Origin of the sequence: Microbacterium sp. P26, assembly GCF_023712585.1 — a bacterium.
Classification (GTDB): domain Bacteria; phylum Actinomycetota; class Actinomycetes; order Actinomycetales; family Microbacteriaceae; genus Microbacterium; species Microbacterium algihabitans_A.
In genome coordinates, this window is the sequence record NZ_JAMAXZ010000009.1 from 22,048 (window position 1) to 38,765 (window position 16,718).

The following is a 16,718-nucleotide window of genomic DNA, read 5'->3' on the forward strand; positions in this document are numbered from 1 at the left end:
CCCGCGGAACCCGCCCCGAACCCTAGGGTCCTCGAAAACGCCGCGAGCCGCCCACCCGACGCCGGGGGAGCGGCTCGCGAGGAGTCAGCGGGTCACTGACCCGAGTAGGTCTCGACCTTCACGACCTCGACCGAGATCTCCTTGCCGTTGGGCGCGGTGTACGAGCCCTTGTCGCCCTCTTTGAGCCCCATGATGGCGGCACCGAGGGGCGAAGCCTCGCTGTAGACGTCGAGCTCGGAGTTCGCCGCGATCTCGCGGTTGCCGAGCAGGAACTTCTCTTCGCCGCCGGCCACGATCGCGGTGACGACGGTGCCCGACTCGACCACCCCGTGGCTCTCGGGGGCCTCGCCGACCTTGGCGTCTTTGAGCAGCTGCTGGAGGGTGCGGATGCGGGCTTCCTGCTTGCCCTGCTCGTCTTTGGCGGCGTGGTAGCCGCCGTTCTCCTTGAGGTCTCCCTCTTCGCGTGCGGCCTCGATGCGCTTGGCGATCTCTTCGCGACCCGTCGTCGAGAGGTGCTCGAGCTCATTGTGGAGGCGGTCGTAGGCGTCTTGCGTGAGGAACGTCACCTGAGCGTCGTTGGACACGGTTACTCCTTCGTCGAGGCGCTGACGGCGATGCGTTTTCGGGCCGTCGGCGGGGGATATGTCGAACGCCCCGGCATCGAGCCGGGGCGCTTCCTGACCTACGAGTCTACGGGACCCAGCAAGCGTTGACAAAACCCGTCGTCGCCAGGGAGAGCGTGGGAATCGTCTCGGTGAAGGCGCGGGTGTGATCCTCGGATGCCGGGTACTCCACGACCCGCCAGCCCACGGTGCCGTGGTCTTCGTCGCGGGCCTCGAGGGCGCAGGCGACCGGCTGTCCGGTGGGGCCGGTGATCTGGAACGTGGCCGACACCGACTTGTCGTTCTCGACGGTGAAGCCGGTGTCGGTGGCGGTCACCGAGGCGGCGCTGCTGGCGAAGGTCGTCCACCCGAGGTAGCCGATCGCGCTCAATGCCAGGACCGCGACGATCGTCCAGCCCAGGATGCGGCGCCGCGGGGAGCGCGTGCGCCCGTAGCGGTCATCGAGCAGGGCTTGCGTCGTCATGGTCTCTCCGGGCTTTAGGCTGGAGTTCCAGGCTACGCGCTTCCGCCCGGACCGAAGGACTCCATGCTTCCCGTGATCGTCGCTCTTGCGACCACACCCTCCCCGGTCGTCACCCCCGACGAGTCGATCGTCACGCCCGGGCCGCTCGGCTTCGCCGCGATCGCCTTCATCGGCGTCGCGGTCTTCCTGCTCGTGTGGGACATGCTGCGCCGCATCCGCCGCGGCCGCTACCGCGAGGAAGTGAACGCCGAGCTGGATGCCGAGGAGCAGGCCCGCGCCGCCGAGAACGCCAGCACGGTCGACGACCAGGACATCGATCCGGCCGGTCCCCGCAGCTGAGCCGTCGCCGAGGTTCCCGGCATCCGGAGCCTTCTTCGACCTGCGCGTGACCGCGGACTCGCGCGTGACGCGGGGCGGGATCAGCCCCCGTGGTACGCGGGGGCGAGTGAGATGAGCAGGCACGCCGTCCAGTGGCAGAGGAACGCCAGCACCGTGCACACGTGGAAGATCTCGTGGAACCCGAAGTGCCCCGGCCACGGGTTGGGCTTCTTCAGGGCGTAGACGATCGCCCCGGCCGTGTACAGCAGCCCGCCGACGACGACGAGCACCATCATCGCGACGTTCGCCGCGAGCAGGTCGCCGAGATACATCACGGCGGCCCAGCCGAGCGCGAGGTACAGCGCGACGTAGAGCCAGCGCGGTGCGTTGATCCAGAAGACGCGGAACAGGATGCCGAGGATCGCCCCACCCCACACGATCGACAGCAGCAGCGTGGTCTTGGGGGTCGGCAGGGCCAGCACCGCGAGCGGGGTGTAGGTGCCGGCGATCAGCAGGAAGATGTTGGCGTGATCGATGCGCTTGAGCACCGCCAGCGTCCTCGGCTTCCAGTTGAAGCGGTGGTACAGCGCGGAATTGCCGAACAGCAGCATCGACGTCACCATGAACACCGCCGCGGCCCACTTGGCGGGCGTGCCCTGGGCGAGCGCGATCAGGACGATTCCGGCGACGATCGCGACCGGGAACGTACCGGCGTGGATCCATCCGCGCCAGGTCGGCTTCATGTCCTTCTGCGCGCCGAGGGCTCCCGCTTCGAGGAGGGGGAGCTGGGGCATGTCGGGGCCGTCGGCCGGGGTGGGACTCGTCACCCTTCCGACATTACGTCTGCTCCCATGCGCGGCAGGGAACATGAACCGATGCTCACCCTTCCCCCAGCAATCGACCACCCGGGATACGAGGCCGAGGCCTCGACGCGGTAGCGTAGGCGGGTGGCGCGCGAGCGGAAGAACGAGGGGCGGGGTCCTCTCTACCGTCTCTACATCTCGCGCCTGCGCCGGCGCATGCCGACCACCGTGCCGCACCACGTCGCGATGATGATCGACGGCAATCGTCGCTGGGCGCGCCAGCTCGGCTACGACAGCGCCGCGCACGGTCACCGGGCGGGTGCGGCGAAGATGCACGAATTCCTGCGCTGGTGCGACGACCTCGGCATCGAGGTCGTGTCGCTCTACCTGCTCTCCAACGACAACCTCGTCAAGCGCGACAGCAAGGAACTCCAGGAGCTGCTCGAGATCATCGCGCAGCTCGCGGGAGAGCTCTCGCACGAGCCGAACTGGCGGGTCCAGCACGTCGGTCGCGCCGAGGGACTGCCGCCCGAGCTCGCCGAGGTGCTGCACGAGGCGACGGAGCGCACCCGCGGCCACAAGGGTCTGCACGTGAACCTCGCCGTCGGCTACGGCGGGCGGAGCGAGATCGTGGATGCCGTGCGCTCGATCATCGTCAAGCACGACGAGTCGGGCGGGTCGCTCGAGGAGCTCGCCGCGAGTCTCACCCCCGAGCAGATCGGCGAGCACCTCTACACCGGTGGCCAGGCGGATCCGGACCTGGTGATCCGCACGTCGGGGGAGCAGCGGCTCAGCGACTTTTTGCTGTGGCAGTCGGCCCACTCGGAGTTCTACTTCGTCGAGGCCCTCGGCCCCGACCTGCGCGAGGTGGACTTCCTCCGCGCGATCCGCGATTTCGCGGCGCGCGACCGCCGGTTCGGTCAGTAGAGCCCATCCGGCTGGTCCCGCCCGGCCACGCGAGGGCGCTGGAGCGGCATCCGGTGAACTACTTCACGGCTGCGAGACGCGCGAACGCGCTGTTCACGAACTCGTCATATTCGCGGCGTGTTAACGACCCTCGTGGGTGTCGCGGAGTCGTACGGTGATCACATCGGACACGGAGTCCGGTCGAGTCGACCTTCGGATCGCGACTCGTGACCCACAGGTCGACTCGTGAAAACCGGGTGAAACACCCGGGTCGGGAGTGGGTTGTGACTGCACGAGCACCGTACGACCAGCGTCACGTCGTCGAGAGCACCGAGTCCGAAGCCGGAGCCGATCAGGCCCTGCGCACGTACGTCCTGGACACCTCCGTCCTGCTGAGCGACCCCCGGGCGTTCTTCCGCTTCGCGGAGAACTCCGTGGTGATCCCCGTCGTGGTGATCATGGAACTCGAGGGCAAACGTCACGATCCCGAGATCGGCTACTTCGCGCGGCAGGCCCTGCGCCACCTCGACGAACTCCGCATCGAGCACGGCCGCCTCGACTTCCCCGTGCCGGTCGGAGACGACGGCACGCTGCGCGTCGAGCTCAACAACACCGACCCCTCCGTGCTGCCCTCGGGCATGCGCACCGGCGGCAACGACAGTCGTATCCTCGCGGTCGCGATGAACATCGCCAAGGACGGCGCCGAGGTCACCGTGGTCTCGAAAGACCTGCCGATGCGCGTGAAGGCCGCGTCGCTGGGCCTGGCGACCGAGGAATACCTGGCCGAGCAGGCGATGGACTCGGGCTGGACCGGAATCACGACGATCGACCTCTCGGGCGACGAGATCTCCGACCTGTACGAGACCGAGGTCGGGGTGAGCCCCGCCGTGGCGGGTCTGCCGGTGAACACCGGCCTCGTCATCCACTCCGAGCGAGGATCGGCGCTCGGGCGCGTGACCGGCAAGGGGGAGTACCGCCTCGTGCGCGGCGACCGCGACGCCTTCGGGCTGCACGGCCGCTCCGCCGAGCAGCGCATTGCCCTCGACCTGCTTCTCGACCCCGAGGTCGGCATCGTGTCGCTCGGCGGTCGCGCCGGCACCGGCAAGTCGGCCCTCGCCCTCTGCGCAGCCCTGGAGGCGGTGCTGGAGCGCCAGCAGCAGAAGAAAATCATCGTGTTCCGCCCCCTGTTCGCCGTGGGCGGTCAGGAGCTCGGCTACCTCCCCGGCGACCAGGCCGAGAAGATGGGGCCCTGGGGACAGGCCGTCTTCGACACGCTCGGGTCGGTGGTCTCGGGCAACGTTCTCGAGGAGGTGCTGGCGCGCGGCCTGCTCGAGGTGCTGCCCCTGACCCACATCCGCGGTCGGTCGCTGCACGACGCGTTCGTGATCGTCGACGAGGCGCAGTCCCTCGAGCGCAACGTGCTGCTGACGGTGCTGAGCCGCATCGGCCAGAACTCCCGCGTGGTGCTGACGCACGACGTGGGCCAGCGCGACAACCTGCGGGTCGGTCGGCACGACGGCGTCGCCTCGGTGATCGAGACGCTGAAGGGCCACGGCCTGTTCGGGCACGTCACCCTCACGCGCTCGGAGCGCTCGGCGATCGCCGCGCTCGTGACCGAGCTGCTGGAGGCCGGCGAGCTGTCCTGACGAGATCGCGGAGGGTCGGGATGCCGCGGCGTCCCGGCCCTTCGTCGTGCGGGGCGAGGGGCGCTGGTGTCGGGCGGGGTGGCATCCGGAAACTCCTTCGTCACCCGGCGATGCGCACGACGAGGCGCCGCGGTCTTCGGCGGGCGCGCGTGTCTGCAGATGAGAGGGTTCTCATCTGCGGCTCCCCGCGATCTCACGAACGCCCGTCAGGGTGGAAGCACAGGCGGGGAACACCCCGCCGCCGCCTCGGCGGATCCCCTGGAACGAGAGCGTCACGCGCAGGTCACCGCTCTTCGGGTGAGTCGGAAGACCACCGGACGCATCTCCCTGAACCCCCGGTTCCCCCACCGGGGGTTTTCGGGTTTCCGCCGTCACTCCCAGCGGTAGCCGGCCCCGCGGACGGTGACGATGTGGGCCGCGCCGATCTTCGCCCGCAGGTAGCGCACGTAGACGTCGACGACGTTGGAGTTGGGGTCGAAGTCCATGCTCCACACGCGACTCAGCAGCTGCTCCCGGCTGAGCACCTGCCCCGCGTGACGCACGAACTCCTCGGCGAGGGCGAACTCGCGGGCACTCAGATCGACCTCGCGCGAGCCGACGGTCGCGCGCCGACCGAGCACGTCGAGCGTGACCTCGCCGTGGGCGAGGGTCGTGACGCCGACCGTCACCGGCTCGCGCAAGCGCAGGCGGACGCGCGCCAGCAGCTCGTCGAACTTGAAGGGCTTCGCCACGTAATCGTTGGCGCCCGCATCGAGCCCGTCCACGGTGTCGCGGGTGCTGGTGCGCGCGGTCAGCATGATGACGGGGATCGTCGCCCCCTGCCCGCGCAGGCTCCGCAGAACCTCGAAGCCGTCCATCGTCGGCAGCCCCACGTCGAGGAGCACGAGGTCGCACGAGCCCGACAGGGCGGTGTCGAGGGCTTCGGCGCCGTCGTCGACGATCAGGGTCTGGTAGCCGGCCGCCTCGAGTCCCTTGGCGACGAAGGCCGAGATGCGCTCTTCGTCTTCGGCGATGAGGATGCGGGTCATCCGGTGGCCTCTCTCTGCAGCACGACGTCGCCCGCGCGCACCGGGGTGGGCAGGGCGGCCGAGGCGCGGACGCCGGTGACGGGGATGTGGAGTGTGACCGTGGCGCCGCCGCCGGGGGTGTCGGAGACCGAGCAGTGCCCGTCGTGGGCTTTCGCGATGGCGTCCACGATCGACAGGCCGAGACCCGAGCCGTCGACTCCGCGGCGCGTCGACAGCCGATCGAAGCGACGGAACACGCGGTGACGGGCGGCGGGAGGGATGCCGGGACCGTGATCGCGCACCCAGAGGTAGGCCGTGGTGTCGTCGGCGGTGCTGCCGATCTCGACGGGGGAGCCGGCGGGGGTGTACTTGGCCGCGTTGTCGGCGAGCTGCAGCCACGCCTGCACGATGCGGTCGGTGTCGCCGAGGATGCGCACGCGGGCGCGCTCCGCGACCGACCAGGAGTGGTGGGGGATCGCTCCGGCGAGCTCCGCAACGCGGTCGGTCAGCGCGGAGACGTCGATGACCTCGGCCGCCAGCTGGTCGGTCTCGACGTCGGCCAGCGCGTCGATGTCGTCGACGAGGCGCGTCAGCCGGTCGAGTTCGGCGATGCCGAGCTCTCGCGTCTCGGCCGCGTCGTGCGGGTCGGCGGGATCCATCATCTCGAGGTGACCGCGCACGATGGTGATGGGGGTCTTCAGCTCGTGCCGCACGTCGTCGAGCAGCTGGCGTTGGGCATCGACCGACATCGCGAGGCGATCGAGCATCGAGTTGACGGAGGTGGCGAGGTCGGAGATCTCGTCGTTGCCGTGGGCGCGCAGGCGGTCGCCCATGCGGTCGATCGTGATCGCGTCGGCGGTGTCGCGCAGGCGCTTCAGGGGCGAGAACGACCGCCCGATGACGAACCATCCGACGACGGCCACGAGCACGAGGACGACAGCGCCCGTCACCGCGTAGCTGGCAGTCGAGAGGGTCACGAGCTCCATGCGCTGGTCGACCGAGATCAGCTGCGCGACGACGCCGTCGGCAACGGGCACCGCGGCGTACATCATCGGACCGTGGCTGCTGTCGACCCGCCCCGAGAACTCTCCGTCGGCGACGACCGCGGACAGCGATGAGACCAGGACGGCGTCGCCCGCGACGTCGAGACCGGGAGGTGAGGGCGTCGAAGCCAGCACCCGTCCGTCGACGAGGGCGACCGTGCCGTCACTGCGACCCGGGATCGCCGCCGAGGCGAGCTCGACCGCGCAGCCCCCGCTCGACGACACCGTCGCGACGAACCCGTCGAGCTGGCGTTGGGCGTTCTGGACGACGCGTTCGCTCTGCACGAGGAACGTCGCTCCGCCGGCCAGGATCAGCCCGAGCAGCACGACGCCGAGGATCGCGCCGAGGAGTCGCACCCGCGTCGAGAGGGGTCTCGTCGCGGGGCTCATCCTTAGATTATGGCGCGCCTCGGCGTCGTGATCGTGCGGGGGCGGCTCAGCCCGGGTGCGTCATCGACAGCAGGTCGAGCTTGGCGTCGAGCACCTCTTCGGTGATCTCGCCGCGCTCGACGTAGCCGAGGTCGATGACGGCCTCGCGCACCGTGATGCCCTTGGCGACGGAGTGCTTCGCGATCTTCGCCGCGGCCTCGTAACCGATGACCTTGTTCAGCGGGGTGACGATCGAGGGCGACATGCCGGCGAACGCCTCGGCGCGCGCCACGTTGGCCTCGAGGCCGTCGATGGTCTTGTCGGCCAGCACGCGCATGGCGTTGGAGAGCAGGCGGATCGACTCCAGCAGCGCGGTGCCCATGACGGGGATCGCGACGTTGAGCTCGAACGAGCCCGAGGCGCCGGCCCAGGCGACGGTGGCGTCGTTGCCGATCACGCGGGCGCACACCATGAGCGTGGCCTCGGGGACGACCGGGTTGACCTTGCCGGGCATGATCGAGGAGCCGGGCTGCAGGTCGGGGATGTGCAGCTCGCCGAGACCGGTGTTGGGGCCCGACCCCATCCAGCGGATGTCGTTGTTGATCTTGGTCAGCGACACGGCGATGGTGCGGAGGGCTCCGGATGCCTCGACGAGGCCGTCGCGGTTGGCCTGGGCCTCGAAGTGGTCCTTCGCCTCGGTGATGGGCAGCTGCGTCTCGGCCGCGAGCAGCTTGATGACCTTCTGCGGGAAGCCGAGCGGGGTGTTGATGCCGGTGCCCACGGCCGTGCCGCCGAGGGGGACCTCGCCGACGCGGGGGAGGACGGCCTCGACGCGCTCGATGCCGAGACGCATCTGGCGGGCGTAGCCGCCGAACTCCTGGCCGAGGGTGACGGGGGTGGCGTCCATGAGGTGGGTGCGACCCGACTTCACGATGCCCTTCCAGGCGTCGGCCTTGGTCTCGAGGGCGGTCGAGAGGTGCTGCAGCGCCGGGATGAGGTCGGTGATCAGCGCCTGGGTGACGGCGATGTGCACCGAGGTCGGGAAGACGTCGTTCGACGACTGCGAGGCGTTGACGTGGTCGTTGGGGTGAACGGTGTCGCCGAGGATGCGGGTCGCGAGGGTTGCGAGCACCTCGTTCATGTTCATGTTCGACGAGGTGCCGCTACCGGTCTGGTAGGTGTCGACCGGGAAGTGCGCGTCGTGCGTTCCGGCGACGACCTCGTCGGCGGCCTGGGCGATGGCATCCGCGATCGCACCGTCGAGCGTGCCGAGCTCTTTGTTCGCGAGGGCGGCGGCCTTCTTGATGCGCGCGAGGGCGGCGATCTGCGTCGACTCGAGCCCCTTCCCCGAGATCGGGAAGTTCTCCACCGCGCGCTGGGTCTGCGCGGCGTAGAGCGCGTCTTTGGGCACCCGCACCTCACCCATGGTGTCGTGTTCGATGCGGTACTCGATGTCGGTCACGTCGTCGTTCCTCCAGGTCGTTCGTTCGGTTCTCAGATGCGGGGGTCTTCTACGTCGCCCACGATGACGACGGGGACGGCTTCGCCCTCGTCGAGGCGGTAGTTCGCTCCGACCACGGCGGTGCGGCCCTCGGCCACGGCTTCGCTGATCAGTTCGGAGGCGCGCAGCAGGTCGGCCACGGTGTGCCGCAGGTGCTCGCGACCCACGAGCTCGGGGTCGACGTGCTCGGGCAGGTGGCCGTCGACGACGTTCTCGCGCTGCACGCGGCGCACGGCGGGCACGATCGGCGCGATCTGCCGCCAGATGTACGGGGGGAGCGTGGGGGCGTCGGCGCCGGTGCTCTCGATCGCCGCGCCGACCGCGCCGCACGCGTCGTGAGCGAGCACGACGATGAGCGGGACTTCGAGCACGCCGACGGCGTACTCGAGGCTGCCGATCACCGAGTCGGAGATGACCTGGCCGGCGTTGCGCACGACGAAGAGGTCGCCCAGACCCTCGTCGAAGATGATCTCCGCGGCCAGGCGCGAGTCGGCGCAGCCGAAGAGGGCGGCGCTGGGGTGCTGCGAGGAGGCCAGCTCGGCGCGGCGCTCGACGTCCTGACGGGGGTGGGCGGGTTGACCCGCGATGAAGCGCTTGTTGCCCTCCACCATCTGCTGCCACACCTGACGGGGGGTCATGCGCTCGCTCACGGGACCTCTCTCAACTGCTCGATCTGGGAAGTGACGGATGCGGCCGCGAGGGCGGCCGTCTCGGGGGCTGCGTCGCCGTACACGAGCACGTAGTCGGGCCCGGCGGGGGTGGCGAGCGCGTAGTCGATGTTGCCCGTGCCCGAGGGGTTGGACGGGCGGTAGACGTTCCAGGTGATGCCGTTGATCTCGGTGGTCTCGGTGCTGCGGGTGCCGTCGAGCACCTGACCGACCCACGCCTCGTCGGCGTCGAAGCCCTGGGCGACGCGGAGGAAGCCCGACTCGCCCTCGCGCACGTAGACCATGGTCCACGCCTCGGTGCCGCCGACGCCCTCGGTGCTCGCCTGGTTGACGCGCCAGCCCTCGCCGAGCGAGGGGGTCAGCACGGGACGACCGAGATCGCTCTCGATGCCGGCCGCGAGGGCGGGCACGTCGGGCTGGGGCTGGGCCACCGGCTCGCCGCGGGGGACGCCGGCCACGACCACGAACACCACGGCGACGGTCACGAGGATCGCGGCGATGAGGTTTCGGAACGTCTTGCTGTTGCGGTAGCGCGCCGAGAACTCGGCCTTGCGGTCGGCGGTCTCTTGCGGGGTCTCGGGGCGACCGAGGTGCGCGACGACGCGGGCCATCAGTCGTCTCCCTCGCCGCGCGCGGCGTCGAGCCGTCGCTTGGCGCCGAGGAGCCACTCTTCGCAACGGGCGTAGAGCTTCTCGCCGCGCTCCCACAGAGCCAGGGACTCCTCGAGCGTGGGTGCGCCCTGTTCGAGTTCGGCGACGACGCGCACGAGCTCGTCGCGGGCCTGCTCGAACGAGAGGGTGGCGACGTCGGCGGCGGAGCCGGGGGTCGTCGCGGTCATGTCGTCCATTCTAGGCGCGACCCTCTGACGGGCCGTCGCCGATTGACTCGGCGTCGAGGGGAGTGTTTCCGGATGCCGTGCCCTCGGAGTTCGACAGGGGTGCGGCATCCGTCGTCCCGTGCGGCACCACGTCGGGCACCGCTCCCTCGGACCGGGCGGCGAGCGTGCCGTTCTCGACCGTGAGGCGCAGCGTCGCACCGGCGGGAGCCTGGGCGGCGTCGCGCACGACCGAGCCGTCGTCGAGCTGGGCGATCGCGTAGCCGCGGGCCAGCGTGGCCACGGGGGAGAGCGCGCGCAGGGCCGTGCCGAGCTCGCTCGTGCGGCGTTGCCCGGTCTCGATGCGGCGGTCGACGATGTCGCGACCCCGGTTCGAGAGCATCCACAGCTCCTGCGCGCGCGAGGTGAGCATGGTGTGCGGGGTGCGCAGCGCCGGGCGGGAGCGGACCTGCTCGAGTTGGGCGATGTCGTGCAGCACCCGCTGGGTGAGGCGGCCGGTCAGGCGCGCTCGCAGCTGCGACACGAGAGCGCGCTGCTCGCTGACGTCGGGGACGACGCGCTTGGCCGCGTCGGTGGGGGTGGACGCGCGCACGTCGGCGACTTCGTCGAGCAGCGGGCGGTCGTTCTCGTGGCCGATGGCGCTGACGATCGGGGTGGATGCCGCGGCCACCGCTCGCAGCAGGCGCTCGTCGCTGAAGCCGAGCAGGGTCTGCGGATCGCCGCCGCCGCGGGCGATGATGATGACGTCGACCTCGGGGTCGGCATCCAGGGCCTTCAGCGCCGCGATCGTCTCGGGGACGCAGCGATCTCCCTGCACGGCGGCGTGCCGCGTGCGGAAGCTCACCCGGGGCCACCGCAGCTCGGCGTTGCGGTGCACGTCTTTCTCGGCATCCGAGTTCTCGCCCGTGATGAGACCGATGCAGTGGGGGAGGAACGGCAGCTTCTTCTTGCGCACGGGGTCGAACAGGCCCTCCGAGCGCAGCTGCACGCGCAGGCGCTCGAGGCGCTCGAGCTGTTCGCCGAGGCCCACGTGCCGCATCGCCGAGATGGCGAACGAGAAGTCGCCGGTGCGCGGGAAGTAATCGGCCTTCACGCATGCGACGACGTGGTCGCCGACCTTCAGGTCTTTTGGCAGCCGGTTGAGGGTGCTCGACCAGATGCGGAACGCCACCGTCGACTCGGTGCCGAGGTCTTTCAGTCGCCCGAACACGTTGCCGCCGCGGCGGTTGAACGAGGTGATCTCGCCCTCGACCCAGACCGATCCCCAGCGCTCGATGAAACCGCGGATCGTGTCGTTCAGCCGTGACACCGAGGTGGGGGCGTCGGTGGAGGAGTCGCGCGGGTGCACGCTGTCGGCGGGCGGCGCCTGACCCTGGACGGTCTCGGGCTGGAAAGAGGTCATGTCACTCGCTGGGATGCACGCCGTCGGCGGGGGCCGCGAGAGCCGGACGTCTCTCGGGAGGGGAAGGTCCCATGCTATCCGGCCCGGTCGCGCCGGGCGGGTTCGGCCGGTGTCCAGGGGCACCCCCGTAGAATCGAGGGGTGAGCTCACCTGCCGTGCACCTGCCCGTTCCCCGCATCCCGGGTCGACGCGGGCGGCTTCAGGACGTCCCCGTCCAGGGCAAGAAGAAGGTGCTGCTCGCAGCACCCCGCGGCTACTGCGCCGGCGTCGACCGTGCCGTCATCGCCGTCGAGAAGGCCCTCGAGCGCTACGGCGCCCCGGTCTACGTGCGCAAGCAGATCGTCCACAACATCCACGTGGTGACCGAGCTCGAGAAGAAGGGCGCGATCTTCGTCGAGGAGGTCGACGAGGTGCCCTCGGGCTCCCACGTCGTCTTCAGCGCCCACGGGGTGTCGCCCGCCGTCGTTTCCGCCGCCTCCGACCGCGGCCTGCAGGCGATCGACGCCACGTGCCCCCTCGTGACCAAGGTCCACCGCGAGGCCGTGCGCTTCGCCCGCGACGACTTCGAGATCCTGCTGATCGGCCACGAGGGCCACGAAGAGGTCGAGGGCACCGCCGGCGAGGCTCCCGAGCACGTCACCGTGGTGAACTCTCCCGACCACGCCGACACCATCGAGGTGCGCGACCCGTCGAAGGTCGTCTGGCTCTCGCAGACCACGCTCTCGGTCGACGAGACGATGGAGACCGTGCGGCGCCTGCGCGAGCGCTTCCCCGAGCTGCAGGACCCGCCCTCCGACGACATCTGCTACGCCACCCAGAACCGACAGGTCGCGATCAAGAAGGTCGCCGTCGGCGCCGACCTGGTGATCGTCGTGGGTTCGGCGAACAGCTCCAACAGCGTGCGTCTGGTCGAGGTCGCCCTCGAGCACGGCGCGAAGGCCGCCTACCGCGTCGACTACGTCGACGAGGTCAAGCAGGAGTGGCTCGAGGGCGTCGAGACCGTCGGCGTCACCAGCGGCGCTTCCGTGCCCGAGGTGCTCGTGACCGAGGTGCTCGAAGAGCTCGCCGGCGCCGGCTACCGCGACGTCGAAGAGGTGCGCACCGCCGAGGAGGACCTGATCTTCTCGCTGCCCAAGGAGCTGCGTCAGGATGCCTCGGGCAAGCGCGACAGCCGCGCGCTCGGCGGTCGGGGGCACGCGTGAGCGACGACTCCTCCCGCGACGATGCACGCTCGGCCGAGGTCGGGTCGCGGCCGCGTCCGCAGTTCGGCGAGTACGCCACGCCCGAAGAGCAGCGCGCCCGCATCCAGCGACCCGAGGTGACCGAGGCGCTCGACGCCGGCGTCGCCCCGCAGCCCGCCCCGGTGGTCCCCGAGCCGGCGCGCGCGTCGCAGCCGGCCGCCGCGGGCTTCCCCGTGCCGACCACCCGCGGGGCCCGCGTCGACCGCATCGTCACGTTCGGTCTGCTCTTCTACGGCCTGTTCTCGGTGGTCACCACGATCATCCAGTTGCTGAACTTCCCCGAGTACGCCGAGACCGGCGCGCGCATGCTCGGCGTCGAGGCAACCTTCACCAACCTGTCGGCCGGCTACGTCTGGGGCGCCGCGGCAGCGGCCGTCTACGGCATCGGCTGGCTCGCCACCGCGGTGCTCACCTGGCGCCGCCTGAAGCGCGGTCGCCTGGCCTTCTGGATCCCGCTCGTCGGATTCGTCGTGACGGCACTCATCGCCGGCATCTGCGTCACCGTCGCCCTTGTCGGCGACCCGCAGTTCATGTCGGCGATCGTGAACAGCGTCCCGAGCTGAACCGTCGGGCCCGGCATTCCGTGTCCCCTGTGAACGAGGGAGAGGGGATGCCGCGGTGCGAGACGAACACGCGCAGTTGACAGCGCTCTACGACGCGCACGCGACGCCCGTCTGGCGCTACGTCGTCAGCCTGACCGGCGACCACGCCGGAGCCGATGATGTGGTGCAGGAGACTCTGCTGCGTGCGTGGCGCACGCCCAAGGTGATGGCGGACGACCCCGCGTCGCTGCGGTCGTGGATGTACACCGTCGCGCGAAACATCGTCATCGACGAGGCCCGAAGCGCCCGTCGGCGCCACGAGCACTCGGTCGACGAGCTGCCCGAGAGGGTACGCGACGACGACACGGATGCCATGTTCGATGCGCTCCTGGTCGAGGAGGCCCTCGCGACCCTGACCCCGGACCACCGCGCGGTCATCGTCAGCGCCTACTACGGCGGGCGCAGCGTCGCGCAGGCGGCGGAAGAACTCGGCATCCCGACCGGCACCGTCAAGTCGCGATTGCATTACGCGGTGCGAGCACTGAGGCTCGCCCTGCAGGAGAGAGGGGTGACCCGATGAGCCACGAACACGATCGACTGTCGTCGTGGGACGGCGCCTACGTGCTGGGCGCGCTGTCGGCGAGCGACCGGGCCGAATACGAAGCGCATCTGGCGGAGTGCGCGGAGTGCCGCGCCGCCGTCGGAGAGCTCGCACCGACGGCAGGACTGCTGTCGCGCCTGTCGGCCGATCGCGCGCGCGCCCTCGACGCCTCGACCGGCCCGGTGCAGCTCGCGACCCCCAGCCCCGCGCTGCGCGGACGCATCGTCGAGACGGCCAAGCGACGCAAGGCGCGGCGGAGGACGGTGTGGGTGCTCGCGGCATCCGTCGCCCTCATCGGCGTGGCCGTGCCGAGCGTGGTGGCCCTCACGAGCTCGGCGCAGCAGTCGGCGGGCACCGTCTACGCGCTGGACGACATCGCGGGAGCGCCGCTCGAGGCATCGGTGCGGCTGACCTCGGCGCCCTGGGGCACGCGGATCGACCTCGTGTGCGAGTACACCGGCGAGGTGCTCGACGCCCCGCCCGGCGGATGGCCGTACGCCCTGGCGATCACCGACGGGTCGGGCGCGACCAGCGTGCTCTCGACCTGGCGGGCCGACCCCGGCTCGACGACCGAGCTGAGCGCGGGGACCGACCTGGCGACCACCGACATCGGCGCGGTCGAGATCCGCACGCTCGACGGTGACCGCGTGGTCATGCGGCACGAGTTCGCCACGCCCTGACACCTGCCGCCCTGACGCCCCTGCCGGGCGCGGCGGCGGCGTGACGGCGGCCTCGAGCAAACCGTTTAGCATCGACGCATGCCCCGTCTCGTCGCCGTCTGCGCCGTCCATGAATTGCATCCGGATGCCGGATCGATCGGCGTCACTGCGATCGACAAGCGTCCCATCGACGGAGCTGTGCGCGTCGGCACGCTCGGCGTCCGCGCGGACGTGCAGGCCAGCCGCAAGCACCACGGAGGACCCGACAAGGCCGTGTACGCCTACGCGCAGGACGACGCGTCGTTCTGGGAGGGCGAGCTCGGCCGCGAGCTGCACCCCGGCTGGTTCGGAGAGAACCTGCGGGTCGAGGGGCTCGACGTCAACGGCGCCCGCATCGGCGAGGTCTGGCGCATCGGCGACACCGTCGAGGTCGAAGTGACGATGCCCCGCACGCCCTGCGCGACCTTCGCGCGCTGGGTCGGCGGAGCCGCCTCGCGAGGATGGGTCAAGCGCTTCTCCGACGAGGGTCGCCTCGGCGCCTACCTGCGCGTGCGCCGTGCGGGGGAGGTGCGGGCGGGGGACACCATCGAGGTTCTGTCATCGCCCGCGGATGCGCCGACGGTGCTGGAGATGTACCGCAGCTGAGGTGCGCCCGGCCCCGGTCTCGGCCCCGGTCTGCGATCTGTCGCTCGGGGCGTTCTGCCTCGCCGGTGGCGCGAGACTGCAACTCGCTGACAAGGTCGTTGCAGGCTGACACCCGGTTGTCGGCGAGATGCAGTCTCGGCGCGTGGGAGGCGTGCGCGGGCGCGCGCGGCGGCGCAAGCCGGGGCGCGCGGCGGGGGATGCTGCGGCGCGCGCGCGGCGGATGCCGGGGCGTGCGGCGGGAGCCCGGGGCCACGGCATCCGGAAACGACGAACGCCCCGGCGTGGGAGCCGGGGCGTTCGCGGGATGACGAGGTGTCAGCTCTTCGAGTGGCCGAACGAGCCGAGCTGCTTCGTGGCCTCGACGACGCGGACGGCCATGGCCGACTCGGCAACCTTGCCCCACGCGCGCGGGTCGTACTGCTTCTTGTTGCCGACCTCGCCGTCGAGCTTGAGCACGCCCTCGTAGTTCGAGAACATGTAGCCCGCGATCGAGCGGGTGAAGGCGTACTGGGTGTCGGTGTCGATGTTCATCTTCACGACGCCGTTGGCGACCGCGAGGGCGATCTCTTCGTCGGTCGAGCCGCTGCCGCCGTGGAAGACGAGGTCGAGGGGCTTCGGGCCGGTGCCGAACTTCGCGGCGATGCCCTCCTGGATCTCACCGAGCAGCTCGGGGCGGAGCTTGACGCCACCGGGCTTGTACACGCCGTGCACGTTGCCGAAGGTGAGGGCCGAGATGTAGCGGCCGTTCTCGCCGAGGCCGAGGCGCTCGACGGCCTTGGTCACGTCGGCGACCGTGGTGTACAGGGCCTCGTTGGAGCCCTCGTGCTGCACGCCGTCTTCTTCGCCGCCGACCACGCCGACCTCGATCTCGAGGATGGCGTTGATGTTCTTCATGCGGGGGAGGAGCTCGGCGGCGATGTCGATGTTCTCGTCGAGGGGAACGGCCGAGCCATCCCACATGTGCGACTGGAAGATCGGGTTGCGGCCGGCCTTGACCTCTTCTTCGGAGGCCTCCAGCAGGGGCAGGACGAATCCGGGCAGGGCGTCCTTGGGGCAGTGGTCGGTGTGCAGCGCGACCGTTACGGGGTAGTTCTTCGCAACCTCGGTGACGTACTTGGCGAAGGCGAGGGCGCCGGTGGCGCGCGCCTTGACGGTGTGACCGGCGAAGTAGTCGGCACCGCCGGTGGTGACCTGCAGGATGCCGTCGGAGCCGGCCTCGGTCAGGCCCTGGAGCACCGAGTTGATGGTCTGCGAGCTGGAGACGTTGATCGCGGGATACGCGAAGCCGCCGGCCTTCGCGCGGTCCAGCATGTCGGCGTACTGCTCAGGGGAAGCGACGGGCATGGAGGTGCTCCTTGGTCGTTGTCGGGACAACGGTCACTCTAGCGAAGCCGCCCGATCGTGACGGTGCGGGCGCGGCAGGAACACGACACTTCTGCTGTTTCG

19 protein-coding genes are annotated in these 16,718 nt (G+C 70.3%); 8 read left to right on the plus strand and 11 right to left on the minus strand.

Annotation, left to right across the window (positions count from 1 at the left end; translation table 11 throughout):
- Positions 1-92 precede the first annotated feature (92 nt).
- Together greA and M3667_RS15675 are read right to left on the minus strand one after the other, a co-directional pair.
- On the minus strand, positions 93-584 hold the full coding sequence (gene greA, locus M3667_RS15670) for a transcription elongation factor GreA (RefSeq protein WP_056230000.1): 492 nt from the start codon (positions 582-584) through the stop codon (positions 93-95).
- Positions 585-690: 106 nt separating this feature from the next.
- Positions 691-1,086 carry a DUF4307 domain-containing protein gene (locus M3667_RS15675; protein ID WP_144835297.1) on the minus strand — a complete coding sequence of 132 codons (396 nt, stop codon included), beginning with the start codon at positions 1,084-1,086 and terminating at the stop codon, positions 691-693.
- Between the two features lie 63 nt (positions 1,087-1,149).
- On the opposite strand from M3667_RS15675, the gene M3667_RS15680 reads away from it, so the two are divergent.
- On the plus strand, positions 1,150-1,425 hold the full coding sequence (locus M3667_RS15680; RefSeq protein WP_251509415.1) for a hypothetical protein: 276 nt from the start codon (positions 1,150-1,152) through the stop codon (positions 1,423-1,425).
- Between the two features lie 80 nt (positions 1,426-1,505).
- On the opposite strand, the gene M3667_RS15685 is transcribed toward M3667_RS15680, so the two are convergent.
- A complete protein-coding gene (locus M3667_RS15685) occupies positions 1,506-2,198 on the minus strand; it encodes a hemolysin III family protein (protein WP_251509592.1) in 693 nt (230 codons plus the stop codon).
- A gap of 153 nt (positions 2,199-2,351) precedes the next feature.
- On the opposite strand from M3667_RS15685, the gene M3667_RS15690 reads away from it, so the two are divergent.
- Together M3667_RS15690 and M3667_RS15695 are read left to right on the plus strand one after the other, a co-directional pair.
- On the plus strand, positions 2,352-3,134 hold the full coding sequence (locus M3667_RS15690) for an isoprenyl transferase (protein ID WP_251509416.1): 783 nt from the start codon (positions 2,352-2,354) through the stop codon (positions 3,132-3,134).
- 263 nt (positions 3,135-3,397) lie between these two features.
- Positions 3,398-4,759 (plus strand): PhoH family protein, encoded by a 1,362-nt coding sequence (locus tag M3667_RS15695; RefSeq protein ID WP_251509417.1) that lies wholly within the window; start codon positions 3,398-3,400, stop codon positions 4,757-4,759.
- Positions 4,760-5,130: 371 nt separating this feature from the next.
- Here M3667_RS15695 and M3667_RS15700 read toward each other — a convergent pair whose 3' ends face one another.
- The 7 genes from M3667_RS15700 to xseA are packed head-to-tail and all read right to left on the minus strand — an operon-like array spanning position 5,131 to position 11,584.
- The gene (locus M3667_RS15700) at positions 5,131-5,787 is read right to left on the minus strand and encodes a response regulator transcription factor (protein WP_251509418.1); all 657 of its coding nucleotides are present in this window, start codon (positions 5,785-5,787) and stop codon (positions 5,131-5,133) included.
- Positions 5,784-7,199: a cell wall metabolism sensor histidine kinase WalK gene (locus M3667_RS15705; RefSeq protein ID WP_251509419.1), complete on the minus strand. Its 1,416-nt coding sequence runs from the start codon at positions 7,197-7,199 to the stop codon at positions 5,784-5,786. Before M3667_RS15705 ends, M3667_RS15700 begins: the two co-directional genes overlap by 4 nt.
- A 46-nt stretch (positions 7,200-7,245) precedes the next feature.
- Positions 7,246-8,640: a class II fumarate hydratase gene (locus tag M3667_RS15710; RefSeq protein WP_251509420.1), complete on the minus strand. Its 1,395-nt coding sequence runs from the start codon at positions 8,638-8,640 to the stop codon at positions 7,246-7,248.
- A gap of 32 nt (positions 8,641-8,672) precedes the next feature.
- The gene (locus M3667_RS15715; protein ID WP_251509593.1) at positions 8,673-9,317 is read right to left on the minus strand and encodes a carbonic anhydrase; all 645 of its coding nucleotides are present in this window, start codon (positions 9,315-9,317) and stop codon (positions 8,673-8,675) included.
- 8 nt (positions 9,318-9,325) lie between these two features.
- On the minus strand, positions 9,326-9,958 hold the full coding sequence (locus M3667_RS15720) for a DUF4245 family protein (RefSeq protein WP_251509421.1): 633 nt from the start codon (positions 9,956-9,958) through the stop codon (positions 9,326-9,328).
- Positions 9,958-10,185 carry an exodeoxyribonuclease VII small subunit gene (locus M3667_RS15725; RefSeq protein WP_144835277.1) on the minus strand — a complete coding sequence of 76 codons (228 nt, stop codon included), beginning with the start codon at positions 10,183-10,185 and terminating at the stop codon, positions 9,958-9,960. Before M3667_RS15725 ends, M3667_RS15720 begins: the two co-directional genes overlap by 1 nt.
- 10 nt (positions 10,186-10,195) lie before the next feature.
- Positions 10,196-11,584, minus strand: a complete 1,389-nt coding sequence (gene xseA / locus M3667_RS15730) for an exodeoxyribonuclease VII large subunit (RefSeq protein ID WP_251509422.1) — start codon at positions 11,582-11,584, stop codon at positions 10,196-10,198.
- A 140-nt stretch (positions 11,585-11,724) separates the two neighbouring features.
- Here xseA and M3667_RS15735 point away from each other — a divergent pair, with 140 nt between their 5' ends.
- From M3667_RS15735 to M3667_RS15755, 5 genes are all read left to right on the plus strand, one after another.
- On the plus strand, positions 11,725-12,786 hold the full coding sequence (locus tag M3667_RS15735) for a 4-hydroxy-3-methylbut-2-enyl diphosphate reductase (RefSeq protein WP_251509423.1): 1,062 nt from the start codon (positions 11,725-11,727) through the stop codon (positions 12,784-12,786).
- Positions 12,783-13,388, plus strand: a complete 606-nt coding sequence (locus M3667_RS15740; protein WP_251509424.1) for a DUF6264 family protein — start codon at positions 12,783-12,785, stop codon at positions 13,386-13,388. Before M3667_RS15735 ends, M3667_RS15740 begins: the two co-directional genes overlap by 4 nt.
- 55 nt (positions 13,389-13,443) lie before the next feature.
- Positions 13,444-13,947 carry a sigma-70 family RNA polymerase sigma factor gene (locus tag M3667_RS15745; protein ID WP_251509425.1) on the plus strand — a complete coding sequence of 168 codons (504 nt, stop codon included), beginning with the start codon at positions 13,444-13,446 and terminating at the stop codon, positions 13,945-13,947.
- Positions 13,944-14,648 carry a zf-HC2 domain-containing protein gene (locus M3667_RS15750; RefSeq protein ID WP_251509426.1) on the plus strand — a complete coding sequence of 235 codons (705 nt, stop codon included), beginning with the start codon at positions 13,944-13,946 and terminating at the stop codon, positions 14,646-14,648. The genes M3667_RS15745 and M3667_RS15750 overlap by 4 nt, the downstream gene beginning before the upstream one ends.
- Positions 14,649-14,726: 78 nt before the next feature.
- On the plus strand, positions 14,727-15,272 hold the full coding sequence (locus M3667_RS15755) for an MOSC domain-containing protein (protein WP_251509427.1): 546 nt from the start codon (positions 14,727-14,729) through the stop codon (positions 15,270-15,272).
- Positions 15,273-15,587: 315 nt separating this feature from the next.
- On the opposite strand, the gene fbaA is transcribed toward M3667_RS15755, so the two are convergent.
- The gene (gene fbaA, locus M3667_RS15760) at positions 15,588-16,616 is read right to left on the minus strand and encodes a class II fructose-bisphosphate aldolase (protein ID WP_251509428.1); all 1,029 of its coding nucleotides are present in this window, start codon (positions 16,614-16,616) and stop codon (positions 15,588-15,590) included.
- Positions 16,617-16,718: the final 102 nt, after the last annotated feature.

Excerpts from the sequence above, each read along its gene's own strand:
- M3667_RS15725 (WP_144835277.1), bottom strand. The coding sequence starts at position 10,185 with ATGACCGCGACGACCCCCGGCTCCGCCGCCGACGTCGCCACCCTCTCG.
- M3667_RS15700 (WP_251509418.1), bottom strand. The coding sequence starts at position 5,787 with ATGACCCGCATCCTCATCGCCGAAGACGAAGAGCGCATCTCGGCCTTC.
- xseA (WP_251509422.1), bottom strand. The coding sequence starts at position 11,584 with ATGACCTCTTTCCAGCCCGAGACCGTCCAGGGTCAGGCGCCGCCCGCC.
- M3667_RS15705 (WP_251509419.1), bottom strand. The coding sequence starts at position 7,199 with ATGAGCCCCGCGACGAGACCCCTCTCGACGCGGGTGCGACTCCTCGGC.
- M3667_RS15720 (WP_251509421.1), bottom strand. The coding sequence starts at position 9,958 with ATGGCCCGCGTCGTCGCGCACCTCGGTCGCCCCGAGACCCCGCAAGAG.
- M3667_RS15755 (WP_251509427.1), top strand. The coding sequence starts at position 14,727 with ATGCCCCGTCTCGTCGCCGTCTGCGCCGTCCATGAATTGCATCCGGAT.
- M3667_RS15680 (WP_251509415.1), top strand. The coding sequence starts at position 1,150 with ATGCTTCCCGTGATCGTCGCTCTTGCGACCACACCCTCCCCGGTCGTC.
- M3667_RS15675 (WP_144835297.1), bottom strand. The coding sequence starts at position 1,086 with ATGACGACGCAAGCCCTGCTCGATGACCGCTACGGGCGCACGCGCTCC.
- M3667_RS15750 (WP_251509426.1), top strand. The coding sequence starts at position 13,944 with ATGAGCCACGAACACGATCGACTGTCGTCGTGGGACGGCGCCTACGTG.
- fbaA (WP_251509428.1), bottom strand. The coding sequence starts at position 16,616 with ATGCCCGTCGCTTCCCCTGAGCAGTACGCCGACATGCTGGACCGCGCG.
- M3667_RS15715 (WP_251509593.1), bottom strand. The coding sequence starts at position 9,317 with ATGACCCCCCGTCAGGTGTGGCAGCAGATGGTGGAGGGCAACAAGCGC.
- M3667_RS15685 (WP_251509592.1), bottom strand. The coding sequence starts at position 2,198 with ATGCCCCAGCTCCCCCTCCTCGAAGCGGGAGCCCTCGGCGCGCAGAAG.